Origin of the sequence: Streptomyces sp. CBMA29 (genome assembly GCF_014596445.1) — a bacterium.
Lineage (GTDB): Bacteria > Actinomycetota > Actinomycetes > Streptomycetales > Streptomycetaceae > Actinacidiphila.
Genome location: NZ_MECL01000146.1, coordinates 52355 through 64801, shown reverse-complemented (window position 1 = coordinate 64801; position 12447 = coordinate 52355). Strand labels below are relative to the sequence as shown.

The following is a 12447-nucleotide window of genomic DNA, read 5'->3' as shown; positions in this document are numbered from 1 at the left end:
CCGGGGAGCGGGCGGCGCCCGCCGCCGCCGAGCGCCCCGCGCGCCGGGCACCGCGGCTGAACCACGCCCGCGTGATCCGTTCCGAGCGCGTCACCCCGCACATGATCCGGGTGGTGCTCGGCGGCGACGGGCTCGCCGGGCTCCCCGTGGGCGACTACACCGACCACTACGTCAAGCTGGTCTTCGCGCCGCCCGGGGTCACGTACCCCGAGCCGCTGGACATGGAGGCCGTCCGCCGCGACCTGCCGCGCGAGCAGTGGCCGACCACTCGTACGTACACCGTGCGCGCCTGGGACCCGGTCGCGCCCGAGATGACGATCGACTTCGTCCACCACGGCGACGAAGGGCTGGCGGGGCCCTGGGCGGCCGGTGTCCGGCCGGGCGACGGCATCTACTTCATGGGCCCTGGCGGTGCCTACGCGCCCGACCCCGCCGCCGACTGGCACCTGCTCGCGGGCGACGAGAGCGCGCTGCCCGCCATCGCCGCGGCGGTCGAGCAACTGCCGCCGGGCGCGCGGGCGAAGGTCTTCGTGGAGGTCGAGGGTCCTTCGGAGGAGCAGAAGCTGGCCACCTCGGGCGACGCCGAGATCGTCTGGCTGCACCGCGGCGCCCGGCCGGTCGGCGAGGCGCTGGTCGAGGCCGTCACCGGTCTGGAGTTCCCGCCGGGTGACGTCCAGGTCTTCGTCCACGGCGAGGCCGGTTTCGTCAAGGAACTCCGCCGCCACCTCCGCCTCGGCCACTCGATCCCCCGCGAGCGCCTGTCGGTCTCCGGCTACTGGCGCCGCGGCGCCGACGAGGACGGCTGGCAGGCGTCCAAGCGGGAGTGGAACGAGCAGGTGGAGCGTGAGCAGGAAAGCGGCGCCGGGCGCTGAGCGCGCGGTGGGGAGCGGCGCCGGGCGCTGAGCGCGCGGCGGGGAGCGGTGGCGGGGAGCGGTGGCGGACGGGAAGCGGAACCGACCCGCCGCCGTATCGGGGGTCGGGGGCGCGCGGCCTGAGCGGCGGCTGCCAGGCCGTCGAACACCCGCGGGAGGGCGCCGCGGCGAGTGACGCCGATGCGCCGGGGAGCGAACGCCCGTCAGACCGCTGAGGCCGGACCGTGCCCGGCCAGGGGTCAGTGAACGGAGAATCCGCCGTCGACGAAGACCGCCTGGCCGGTGACGTAGGCGGAGGCGCGGCTCGCGAGGAAGACGGCCGCGCCCGCGAAGTCCTCGGGCAGGCCGTTGCGACCGGCCATCGTGCGGGCGGCCAGGGCCGCCACCTTCTCGGGGTCGGACGACAGGCGTGCGTTGAGGGGGGTCATGACGAATCCGGGCACCAGGGTGTTGCAGGTGACGCCATACGGCGACCACGCCTCGGCCTGCGAGCGGGCCAGGGACTCCAGCGCCCCCTTGGAGACGCCGTAGGCGCCGCTCTGGACGAAGGCCCGGTGCGCCTGCTGGGAGGTGATGTGGATGATCCGCCCGAAGCCGCGTTCCGCCATGCCGGGACCGAAGCGCTGTCCGAGCAGGTAGGGCGCCTCCAGGTTGACCGCCATCGTGGTGTCCCACACGTCCTCGCCCAACTCGCCCATCGGGGGACGCAGGTTGATCCCGGCGGAGTTGACGAGGATGTCGGGTTCGCCGAACGCCTCGGCCGCCTCCTCGGCGGCCGTGCGCATGCCGTCGCGCGTGCTCAGGTCGGCGCTCACCCAGGCCGCCCGGCAGTCGTCGGCCGCCAGTTCGCCGACCGTCGCGGCCAGTTCCGCCTCCCGGCGCGCCACGACCACGACGCTCGCCCCCGCGCGTGCGAGGGCCCCGGCGACAGCGCGGCCGATGCCGGAACTGCCGCCGGTCACCACGGCGACCCGTCCCTCCAGCGAGAACAGTTCGGAGAGGTAGGTCTGTGACGTCATGTCCGGATCCTAGACGGCGAGCCCGCGGCGGCAGCGGCCAGGGCACCGCGGGTCACATGACCGGCTACGCGGCGTCGCCCGGCGGTGGCCGGGCGGCGGCGCGCCCGCTGCCCGAAGATGTCGGGGACGAGCGATGTCGAGAACGAGCCACCGGCTCCGTCCCGGGGACATCGGCGGCCACCACCGGCCGCGCGAGGAAGAAGGAGAGACCAGCATGGCCATTCAACGGATGGACAACGTCGGCATCGTCGTCGGGGACATGGACGCCGCCGTCGCGTTCTTCGTGGAACTCGGTATGGAGGTGGAGGGCAGGACGGAGGTGGAGGGCGGCTTCGCCGACCAGTGCACCGGACTCGACGGCGTCCACTGCGACATCGCGACGCTCAGGACCCCTGACGGTCACAGTCGGCTCGAACTGGCCACGTACCGCAGCCCCGTGGCGGTCAGCGGCGGACCGCGCGACCGGCCCCACAACATCCTGGGCACCCACCGGGTCATGTTCGCCGTCGACGACATCGAGGACACCGTCGCCCGCCTGCGCCCGCACGGCGCCGAAGTCCTCGGCGAGATCGCCCGGTTCGAGGACAGCTTCCTGCTCTGCTACGTCCGGGGCCCGGAGGGCATCATCGTCGGGCTGGCCGAGCAACTGAGCTGAGGGGCCGGCCCACTGCGGCGGCCAGCGCTCGTGCCTCGTCGACCGGTTCGGGGGGGTGAACCACGGCGACGACCGAAAGTCGATCACCGTCAACGGCTCCCTGACCTGCACCAGGCTCACCGGCCAGTGAGCCGGTGAGCCATTGCGCGGACAGCCGGTGCGGCCCGTCATCGTCCGCGCCGGGCCGCACAGATTCACGTGGCCGGGACGGCTCACCCCACCGAGGAGTACGCGACGACCCCGCGTCGCAGCCCGTCGACCGCCCGGCGGGCGTTGCGGCGGACCGGGCTGCCCTCAGGAGCGGCGTCGCTGATCTGGCCCAGCACGTCGATGAGCTGCTTGCACCAGCGGACGAAGTCACCGGCGGGCATGTCGGCGTCGGAGAGGACCGCGTCGAGACCGTGGCCCGAGGCCCAGCGGTAGGCGGGCCAGGCGAAGCCGAGGTCGGGCTCGCGCTGGCCGACGCCCTCGGCCTGGCTGATGTGGTGGGACTCCTCCAGCGCGTCGAGACGGCCCCAGATACGGACCATCTCGCCGAGGGCTTCCTTCGCGTTGCCGGTCGGCAGCTTGGGCGCGACCGCGTCGTCGGCCTGCCGGGTCTCGTAGACCAACGCCGAGGCGCAGGCGGCCAGTTCGGCCGGGCCGAGGCCGTCCCAGACGCCCTCGCGCAGGCACTCGCTGGCGAGCAGGTCCAACTCGCCGTAGAGCCGGGCGAGCCGCCGCCCCTCGGGGGTGACTTTCTCGGCCTGGAGATAGCCCAGTTCGGTGAGCAGCGCGCAGATCCGGTCGAAGGTGCGGGCGATGGTGTTGGTGCGGCCTTCGATGCGCCGCTCCAACTGCTGGGTGTCGCGGCGCAGTCGGTGGTAGCGCTCGGCCCAGCGTGCGTGGTCCTCGCGCTCCTCGCAGCCGTGGCAGGGGTGCGCGCGGATCGCGGTACGCAGCCGGGAGATCTCGGTGTCGTCGGCCGCGGCGGCCCGCTGCTTGCGGTGCCGTGCGGGTGCGGCCCAGCCCGCGGTGCCCGCCTTGGAGCGCATCGCGGAGGCGAGGTCGCGCCGGGACTGCGGGCTGCGCGGGTTGAAGGACTTGGGGATCCGCATCCGGTCCAGCGCCTCGACGGGAACGGGGAAGTCCATCTGTCCGAGCCGCTTGACCTGCCGTTCCGCGGTGAGCACCAACGGGCGCGGGCCGTCGGCGAATTCCTCGTTGCGATGCGGGTGGCCGTTGGAACGGCCCGCGGGGACACCGGGTTCGAGGACCAGCGCGAGCCCGGCGTACTTGCCCGCGGGTACGTGGATGATGTCGCCCGGCTTCAGCTTCTCCAGCGCGTCGGAGGCCGCGGCGCGGCGCTGCGTCGCGCCCTGCCTCGACAGTTCCGACTCGCGTTCCTTCAGCTCCCGCCGCAGCCGCATGTAGGCGTCGAAGTCGCCGAGGTGGCAGGTCATCGACTGCTTGTAGCCGTCGAGCCCCTCCTCGTTGCGCTGCACCTGCTTGGAGATGCCGACCACCGAACGGTCGGCCTGGAACTGCGCGAAGGACGTCTCCAGCAGCTCGCGCGAGCGGTGCCGCCCGAACTGCCCGACGAGGTTGACCGCCATGTTGTACGACGGCTTGAAGGACGACCGCAGCGGGTACGTACGGGTGCCCGCGAGTCCGGCGACCGCGCCCGGGTCGAAAGCGCGCTGCCAGAGCACCACGGCGTGGCCCTCGACGTCGATGCCCCGGCGGCCCGCGCGGCCGGTGAGCTGGGTGTACTCGCCGGGGGTGATGTCGGCGTGGGTCTCGCCGTTCCACTTGACGAGCTTTTCCAGCACCACGGAGCGGGCGGGCATGTTGATGCCGAGCGCCAGCGTCTCGGTGGCGAAGACCGCCTTGACCAGGCCCTTGACGAAGAGCTCCTCGACGACTTCCTTGAAGGTCGGGAGCATGCCCGCGTGGTGGGCGGCGATGCCGCGCTCCAGGCCCTCCAGCCATTCGAAGTAGCCCAGGACGTGCAGATCCTCGTCGGGGATGGCGCGGGTGCGCTCTTCGACGATGGCGCGCACCTGGGCGCGCTTGTCCTCGGTGTTCAGCCGCAGGCCCGCGTAGAGGCACTGCTGGACGGCGGCCTCACAGCCCGCGCGGCTGAAGATGAAGGTGATGGCGGGCAGCAGTCCTTCGTTGTCCAGCCGGTCGATGACCTCGGCGCGGCTGGGCGTCCACACCCGGCTGCGGGCGCGCCGCTCCCGCTCGCGGTCGGCCTCGCGTCCGCGCTTGGCCCGCGGGTGGTAGCCGCGCTGGTTCTCCATCCGCGCGAGCCGTTCCAGATCGGCGTTGACCTCGCGGCGGCCCTTGCCGTCGGTGGCGCCGGCCTTCTCCTCGAAGAGGTCGTACATCCGGCGGCCGGCCAGCACGTGCTGCCACAGCGGGACCGGGCGGTGCTCGGAGACGATGACCTCGGTGTCGCCGCGGACGGTGTCGAGCCAGTCGCCGAACTCCTCGGCGTTGGAGACGGTCGCGGAGAGCGACACGAGAGTGACGGACTGCGGGAGGTGGATGATCACCTCTTCCCAGACGGCGCCGCGGAAGCGGTCGGAGAGGTAGTGCACCTCGTCCATCACCACATAGCCGAGGCCGTCGAGTGCGGCGGAGCCGGCGTACAGCATGTTCCGCAGGACCTCGGTGGTCATGACGATCACCGGCGCGTCGCCGTTGACGCTGTTGTCACCGGTCAGCAGGCCGACCTTCTCGGCGCCGTAGCGCTTGGCGAGGTCGCTGTACTTCTGGTTGGACAGGGCCTTGATGGGCGTGGTGTAGAAGCACTTGCGGCCCTCGCCGAGGGCGAGGTGGACGGCGAACTCGCCGACGATGGTCTTGCCCGAGCCGGTCGGGGCGGCGACGAGGACGCCGCTGCCCGCCTCCAGCGCCTGGCACGCCTCGACCTGGAAGGGGTCGAGGCCGAACTCGTACATCTCACGGAACTGGGCGAGGGCCGTTGCGTTCTCCGCTGCGCGGCGACGGCTGGCGGCGAAGCGCTCGGCGGGCGACATCTGATCGTGCGCCATCTCATCTGCGGACATCTCATCGGTCATCTTGGCTCCGAGCCTACCCGCCACCACTGACACGGCACGTGATCTTTATTGCCGCTATACCCGTCGAGCGGCCGGATCAGGCCCGCCGCGCCGACCGGATCGGATCCGCCGCGCCAGCCGCGTCAGACCCGCCCCGGCGCACCGCGCACCCGTGTGGGAACCGGCTCAGACCAGCAGCCGTACGGCCTTCGGCACCGTCTCCGCGACCAGCGGCAGCGGGCCGATCCGCTCGCCGTCCGCGTAGCCGGTCACGCCCTGGGCGGGATCGACGTCCAGCCGGACGCGGGCCGCGCGGTGCACGGTGACGACCGGGTGGCTCGGGTGGGTGCCGCGGTAGACGCGGGGGAAGACCCGCAGCAAGGTGGTGCGGCTGCACGGGCCGACCACGCACACGTCGAAAAGCCCGTCGTCCATCACCGCGTCCGCGCAGATCCGCATGCCTCCGCCGTACGACGAGCCGTTGCCGACGGCTATCAGCGTGGCCTCGATCTGCCGCTCCGGCGCGTCGTCGAAGGTCACCCGGTACGGGATCGGCCGCAGCGCCGCCAGCTCCGCGAGCATCGCCAGGTCGTAGCGGAAGCGGCCGACCGGCCATCGCATGCGGTTGCCGCGGTCGTTGACCCGCGAGTCGAAGCCGGAGGCGAGGACGGTGCCGAACCAGCGGTCACCGGTCCTGCCCAGGTCCAGTGCCCGGCTGCGGCCGTCCCGCAGCGCCTCGGCGATGCCCGTACCGGCGGCGGCGGGGTCCCGGACAGGCAGGCCGTTGACCCGCGCGAAGTCGTTGCCGGTGCCGACGGCGACCACACCGAGCGGCGTGTCGGTCCCGGCGACCGCCTGGAGGGCCAGCGAGACCATGCCGTCACCGCCGACCGCGACCAGCGCCCCCGTACCGCTGTCGACGGCCTGCCGGGCGCGGGCCAGCGCGTCGGCCGCGTCCTCGCCCACGACGGTGCGGACGCCGTAGCCGGCTTCGCGGAGCGCGTGGGCGGCGGGCTGGGCGGCGCGGGCGCCCCGGCCGCGTCCGGCGACGGGATTGACGAAGAGGGTGATCTCGCTGGTCACGCGCGGACCCTACCGGACAGCCGCCCCCGACCAGTAGCGGTGGGGGGCGGCGTCAGGGGTCGGTCGGGCGGTCGCGCGCTCAGGTCGCGTCGTCGTAGCCGTCGTCGACGCGCTCGCCGGTCCGGTCCTCGTACGGCTCGGCGGCGATCTGCTCCGGGACGTGGTCCAGGGTGGACGCCTCGTCCGGGTCGAGCGCGTAGTCCGGGTTCGCTTCGAGACGGCGCTTGCGGCGGCTGTCGTTGAAGAAGCAGATGCCCATGGCGACGAAGTACAGGAAGACGATCGGCGCGGCCAGCAGGCACATGGTGAGCGGGTCGCCGGTGGGCGTGGCGACCGCGGCGAAGACGGTGATGCCGATCACCATGCCGCGCCACCAGCCGAGCATGCGACGGCCGCTGACCATGCCCGTGAAGTTGAGCAGCACGAGCACCAGGGGCAGTTCGAAGGCGAGGCCGAAGACGATCACCATGCGGACGACGAGGTCGAGGAAGTCGTCCAGCGCCAGCAGGTTGGTGGTGTCGTCCGGCACGAAGCCGATCATGATCCTGGCGGTCTGCGGCAGGATCGCGTAGGCCAGCCAGGCACCGGAGAAGAAGAGCGGGACGCCCGCGCCGACGAAGCCGAGGGTGTACCGCTTCTCACTGCGGTGCAGACCGGGCGCGAGGAATGCCCAGAGCTGGTAGAGCCAGACCGGCGAGGCGCAGACGATGCCCGCCATCAGCGAGACCTTCAGCGCGATGGAGAAACCGCCGAGCAGACCGTTGACGGTCATCTGGGCGCAGGGCTGGCCGTTCTTCTGATGCGTCGCGCCGTCCACGCAGCCGACCGACTTGAGGATCGGGTGCTGGAAGAAGTGAATGATGTCCTTGTAGACGAACGCCGCCACGATCGTGACGGCCAGGATCGCCAGGACGGACTTGGCCAGCCTGTTGCGCAGCTCACGCAGGTGGTCCGCGAGGGGCATCCGCCCCTCGGGGTCCTTGTCCTGCTTGCGGGCAGTCTTGAGCACCCACGTCCTCGTCTCGTGCGGCAGCCGCCCGACTCGCGGTCGGCTTCGTCGTTCAGCAGAGGGTCAGGTCAGGCCCGGGGCGTGCGGTCCGCCGGCTCGGAGACCGGACGGGCGCTCGTGGTGTCGCCGGGCGCGGCCTGGATGGTGCGGGGAGCGGCCTGCTCCTGGGGAGCCGGGGCGGCGGTGGACTCCGCGGTGCCGGAGTCGTCGTTCTTCATCGCCTTGGCCTCGCTCTTGAGGATGCGCGCCGACTTTCCGAGCGACCGGGCCATGTCGGGCAGCTTCTTCGCGCCGAAGAGCAGGACGACGACGAGAAGGATCAGGACGATCTCTAGGGGCTTGAGATTGCCGAGCATAAAATGTCTACCTTCTCACCGGTGGGCGGCGTGTTCCGTGACTGCGAGGACGTCCGCTCGCGCGTCCGCTTCCGCAGGTGCACGACGATTCGGGCAGGTGCCCGGCCGCCGCGCTGGCTGTGATCGTATCGTGCACCGGTGAACGCCGGAAAATGCCCCGGAATCCGCCGGATTGCGACCCTCGCCGCGCTCGTGAGTACGGGCCGCCCGGTCAGCGTACCCCGCGTTCGCGGCCTCGCGGCAGGCTCAGCTTCTGGAGATCTGCCCGGCACGCTCGCTCAACGGGCGTGCGGCGCGCTGGAGACGGTCGCTCGCGGCGGCCAGCGCGTCGGTGGCCGCCGCCACCTGCCGGGCCAGTTCCTGGACGGCGGCGAAGACCCGGACCGCCAGCACCCCGAGCACCAGGAGTCCCGCGGTCGCCAGGCCGACGCAGAGATAGAGCCACCACATGGGCCGCGAGCCTACCGGTTCCGTTTCCGCGTCGGCGCCACCCGTGGCAGCCGCGCTCGCGCCCGTGTCAGTGGACGTGGAGCCGCATCGTGCGGACCCCGCCGACCGTGAGCAGTTCGACGATCCGCTCCCCCGCCGGTTTGCGGACGGCGGTGTCGCACTCGGGGCAGGTGAAGGAGTAGAAGGTCGTACGCGCCGAGCCGCCGATCGCCAGCAGCAGCGCTCCCGCGGACAGTTCGAAGCTGGTGCGGCAGTGCGGGCAGCCCGCGCGGAAGAGCACGGGCATGGTCATGGGCGCGCAGCCGGACGCCGTGGCCGTCATCGTGATGTCCTCTCACTCCCCGTAGGCGGCGAGCGCCAGCACGGCGGCGTCGCGCGCGTCCCCCGCCAGTTCGGGGGGCGACACGATCCGGCCGTCCTTGCCGAGCCGCAGCGCGAGCCGCCGCAGCGACCCGGGGTCGGGGGTGCGCAGGGTGATGCGCAGGCCGCCGTCGGGCTGCTCCTCGGCACTGTCGTGCGGATAGTATTCCGCGACCCAGCGCCCGCCGGGGCCCACTTCGATCACTACCTCGGGGTCGTCGCCCGCGGGCTGGACCAGGCCCTGCGAGAGGTCGCGCGGCTGGAGCCGCGGCGGGTCGGACGGCTCGTCCAGCAGCCGGATCTCCTCGACCCGGTCCAGCCGGAAGGTGCGCCGGTCCTCCGAGAGGCGGCACCAGCCCTCGAAGTACGTGTGGCCGACGGCGAACAGCCGGATCGGGTCGACCTCGCGCTCGGTCAGCGCGTCCCTGGCGGGCGAGTAGTAGCGCATCCACAGCCGCCGCCGCTCGGTGATCGCCCGGTCCACGGTGGCGAACACGCTGCCCTCGGACTCGAAGGTCACCGAGAGCTGCGCGCTGGCCCCGGCCGCCTCGCCCGCGGCGGCCTCCAGCTTCGCCCCGGCGCGCAGCAGCGCCTGCCGGTCGCTGTCCCGCAGGCCCGGCAGATTGGCCACCGCGCGGGTGGCCACCAGCAGCGCGGTGGCCTCGTCGGCGGCCAGCCGCAGCGGCTGCGCCACGTCGTCCGCGGTGCCGGGGTTGTGCCACCAGATCCGTTCGCCGTCGGTGTCGATGTCCAGCAGGTCGCCGCCGCGGAAACTGGTGCCGCACAGCGGCAGCACATTGAGGTCGCCGATCAGCTCGGCCTCGGTCACCCCGAAGGCCCGTGCCACCTCGCTGACCCGCGCTCCGGGCCGCTCCCGCAGATACGTCACCAGGGACAGCATCCTGCGCGTCTGGTCGATCGCGTTGCTCACGCCGCCGTCCCCCGCCTGTTCTTCGCTTCCGTGCCCGCCCTGCGCGAGGCCGCGGCCGTCGTCCCGGTCCGCCGCCCGGCGGCCCCGCGTGCGTCGCTCTCGTCGGCCACGTCAGCCCTTCGCCACGGCGCGCAGCCGGTCCAGTACGTCCGTGCGCAGTTCCTCGGGCGCCAGGACGAGTACGTCGGGGCCGAACTCGGCCAGCCAGGCGTCGAGTCCGTGCCCGTACGGGACCTCCAGCTCGTCCCAGTCGGCGTCCACCGGGGTGGACGTCACGGCGCGGGAGCGCAGCGGGTAGCCGCTGTCGCGGCGCAGCCGGATCCGGGCGGTCGCGGTGGCGCCCTCGCCCGCCCAGCGGGCCACCGCCTCGCGCACGTCGACGTGCGCGGGCACCTCGGCGGTGAAGGCGCCGCGGGCGCGGACCTTGCCGCTGATCCGGGAGAGCCGGAAGACGCGGACGGCGCCGCGGTCGCGGTCCCAGCCCGCCACGTACCAGTGGCCGCGCCAGCACTCCAGTGCCCACGGCTCGATCTGCCGGGGCTCCGGCCGTGCGGCGTTGGCCTTGCGGTACTCGAAGGAGACGGCGCGCCGCTCGCGAGTGGCGAGCATCAGGGCCTCGAAGGCCGGTTCCGGCGTGGGGATGCGCGGTTCGAGGGCGCTGTGGGTGTCCTCGTACGGGACGCCCGCCGCGCGCAGCTTCTGGAGCGCGCCGCTGGCGGCCTCGGCGAATCTGGCCTGCTGCCAGACCTTCGCGGCCAGCGCGAGGGCCGCGGCCTCCTCGGGGTCGAGGGCGATGTCGGGCAGCCGGTTGCGGTCGCGCCGCGCCAGGTAGCCGAACTCGCCGTCGATGCTCTCCACCGTGTCGATGACCAGGCCCAGCTCGCGCAGGTCGTCCTTGTCCCGTTCGAACATCCGGTTGAAGGAGTCGTCGGAGGTGACCTCGTGGTACGCCTCGATGGAGCCGCGCAGCTCGCGTTTGCTGACCGGCCGCCGGGTGTTCATCAGGCACAGTGCGAGATTCATCAACCGCTCAGCCTTGGCAATCGCCATCCCGCACCCTTCGTTCGGCTCTCGTCGCCGACCGTACCGCTCCGAGGACCCGCGACAAAAGCCGAGGAGCCCCGGCCTGGCGGCCGGGGCTCCTGTGACGGCTGTGCGGGCGGACCCGATCAGACGGCGACGAGGTCGCAGACGAAGATCAGCGTCTCGCCGGGCTTGATCGCGGCACCTGCGCCGCGGTCGCCGTAGGCGAGGTGCGCGGGGATGATGAGCTGGCGGCGACCGCCGACCTTCATACCCTGCACGCCCTGGTCCCAGCCGGCGATGACCTGTCCGACGCCGAGCTTGAACTGGAGCGCGGAGCCGCGGTTCCAGCTCGCGTCGAACTCCTCGCCGGAGGAGAAGGCCACGCCGACGTAGTGGACGGAGACGGTGTCCCCGGCCTTGGCGACCGGACCGTCGCCTTCCCAGATGTCCTTGATCTCCAGGTCGGCCGGCGGCTCGCCGCCCGGGAAGTCGATCTCGGGCTTCTCGATGCTCACTTCAATGCTCCTTGTGCGTTGCGGGCAACCTGGACAGTCTTACAGAATCGCCAGGATGTCCAAGGAGAAGACCAGGGTGGCGTTGGCCGGGATGTTGCTGCCGCTGGGCGGCGTGGCGCCGTACGCCAGGTCTCCGGGGGTCACCAGCATGACGCGGCTGCCCGCCTTCTTGCCGACCAGGCCCTCCTGCCAGCCCTTGATGAGCTGGGCGAGCGGGAAGGCGGCGAGCTGACCCGCGGTGTAGCTGGCGTCGAATTCCTTGCCGCCGTCCCACAGCACGCCCTTGTACTGGAGCAGCAGCGTGTCGGTGGCCTTCACCGCGGCGCCGTCGCCCTCCAGGATGTACTCGGAGACCAGCTTGGTCGGCGCCTTGACCTTGGGCACCGTGATGCTGGGCGCCTTGCCGTCGGTGTTGGTGCCGATCTTCGGCAGATTCGCGTCGTTCTGCGGGACGGCCTTGCCCTTGGCCGAGCTCTTGGCGTTGTAGGTCGCCAGCACGTCGATCACGAAGACCAGCGTGTCGGTGCCCTTGATGCCCGCCTGGGAGTTGCCCGACGTGCCGTAGCCCAGGGCCGGCGGGATCGCCATCTCGACGCGGCTGTTGACCTTCTGGCCGACCAGGCCCTTGTCCCAGCCGGGGATGACCTTCCCCTGGCCGATGACGTTGGTGTACGGCGCGCGGCCGTAGGAGGTGTCGAAGACCTTGGCGGTGGCCCAGATCTGGCCGAGGTAGTTGGTCGTGACGTAGTCGCCCGCGACGATGGCGGCGCCGTCGCCCTGGATGACGGTCTTGACGGCCAGGTCGGTGGACGGGGTGCCGGTGCCCTTGGCGACGGTGGGCTTCTCGCCGAACTTGGCGCCGCCGGTGATGTCCGGTACGGGGCCCGCCACGATCTTCGTGCTGGGCGTGGCGGACGCGGACGGCGAGCCCGAGGTCGAGGGGGATTCGGATGCCGCCGGGTCGCTCTTGCTCTTGCTGTCGTCGCTGCCACAACCGGCGGCGGTGAGCATGAGCGCGGGCACGGCGAGCAGTACGGAGCGTCGGCGCACGGATGTCCTCGGTTCGGATCGGGTTCGGGAACGGCGGCTGGATGCCGTCCCACACCCTACGGCGTGCCACAGGC

13 protein-coding genes are annotated in these 12447 nt (G+C 72.2%); 2 read left to right on the top strand and 11 right to left on the bottom strand.

Annotated elements, in window-relative coordinates; genetic code table 11:
* On the top strand, nt 1-872 hold an 872-nt coding region (locus BGM09_RS19935), incomplete at its 5' end, for a siderophore-interacting protein (RefSeq protein WP_223187301.1).
* 239 nt (nt 873-1111) lie between these two features.
* Here BGM09_RS19935 and BGM09_RS19930 read toward each other — a convergent pair.
* Nucleotides 1112-1891, bottom strand: a complete 780-nt coding sequence (locus tag BGM09_RS19930) for an SDR family NAD(P)-dependent oxidoreductase (RefSeq protein ID WP_188283000.1) — start codon at nt 1889-1891, stop codon at nt 1112-1114.
* 214 nt (nt 1892-2105) lie between these two features.
* On the opposite strand from BGM09_RS19930, the gene BGM09_RS19925 reads away from it, so the two are divergent.
* A complete protein-coding gene (locus tag BGM09_RS19925) occupies nt 2106-2546 on the top strand; it encodes a VOC family protein (RefSeq protein WP_188282999.1) in 441 nt (146 codons plus the stop codon).
* A 212-nt stretch (nt 2547-2758) separates the two neighbouring features.
* On the opposite strand, the gene BGM09_RS19920 is transcribed toward BGM09_RS19925, so the two are convergent.
* The 10 genes from BGM09_RS19920 to BGM09_RS19875 form a co-directional block, all read right to left on the bottom strand.
* A complete protein-coding gene (locus BGM09_RS19920; RefSeq protein WP_411158338.1) occupies nt 2759-5614 on the bottom strand; it encodes a DEAD/DEAH box helicase in 2856 nt (951 codons plus the stop codon).
* Between the two features lie 165 nt (nt 5615-5779).
* Nucleotides 5780-6676: a diacylglycerol kinase gene (locus BGM09_RS19915; protein ID WP_188282998.1), complete on the bottom strand. Its 897-nt coding sequence runs from the start codon at nt 6674-6676 to the stop codon at nt 5780-5782.
* Nucleotides 6677-6755: 79 nt separating this feature from the next.
* Nucleotides 6756-7685: a twin-arginine translocase subunit TatC gene (tatC, locus tag BGM09_RS19910; RefSeq protein WP_188282997.1), complete on the bottom strand. Its 930-nt coding sequence runs from the start codon at nt 7683-7685 to the stop codon at nt 6756-6758.
* Nucleotides 7686-7753: 68 nt separating this feature from the next.
* Entirely contained in the window at nt 7754-8041 is a 288-nt protein-coding gene (gene tatA, locus BGM09_RS19905; protein WP_188282996.1) for a Sec-independent protein translocase subunit TatA, read from the bottom strand.
* Nucleotides 8042-8287: 246 nt separating this feature from the next.
* A complete protein-coding gene (locus tag BGM09_RS19900; RefSeq protein WP_188282995.1) occupies nt 8288-8491 on the bottom strand; it encodes a hypothetical protein in 204 nt (67 codons plus the stop codon).
* Nucleotides 8492-8558: 67 nt separating this feature from the next.
* The gene (locus BGM09_RS19895) at nt 8559-8813 is read right to left on the bottom strand and encodes a hypothetical protein (protein WP_188282994.1); all 255 of its coding nucleotides are present in this window, start codon (nt 8811-8813) and stop codon (nt 8559-8561) included.
* Between the two features lie 12 nt (nt 8814-8825).
* Nucleotides 8826-9752, bottom strand: coding sequence for a helix-turn-helix transcriptional regulator (locus tag BGM09_RS19890; protein ID WP_188283007.1), 927 nt, complete (start codon nt 9750-9752; stop codon nt 8826-8828).
* Nucleotides 9753-9893: 141 nt separating this feature from the next.
* Nucleotides 9894-10832 (bottom strand): helix-turn-helix transcriptional regulator, encoded by a 939-nt coding sequence (locus BGM09_RS19885; RefSeq protein ID WP_188282993.1) that lies wholly within the window; start codon nt 10830-10832, stop codon nt 9894-9896.
* Between the two features lie 119 nt (nt 10833-10951).
* Entirely contained in the window at nt 10952-11323 is a 372-nt protein-coding gene (locus BGM09_RS19880; RefSeq protein ID WP_188282992.1) for an FKBP-type peptidyl-prolyl cis-trans isomerase, read from the bottom strand.
* 39 nt (nt 11324-11362) lie between these two features.
* Nucleotides 11363-12373: an FKBP-type peptidyl-prolyl cis-trans isomerase gene (locus BGM09_RS19875; RefSeq protein ID WP_188282991.1), complete on the bottom strand. Its 1011-nt coding sequence runs from the start codon at nt 12371-12373 to the stop codon at nt 11363-11365.
* Nucleotides 12374-12447: the final 74 nt, after the last annotated feature.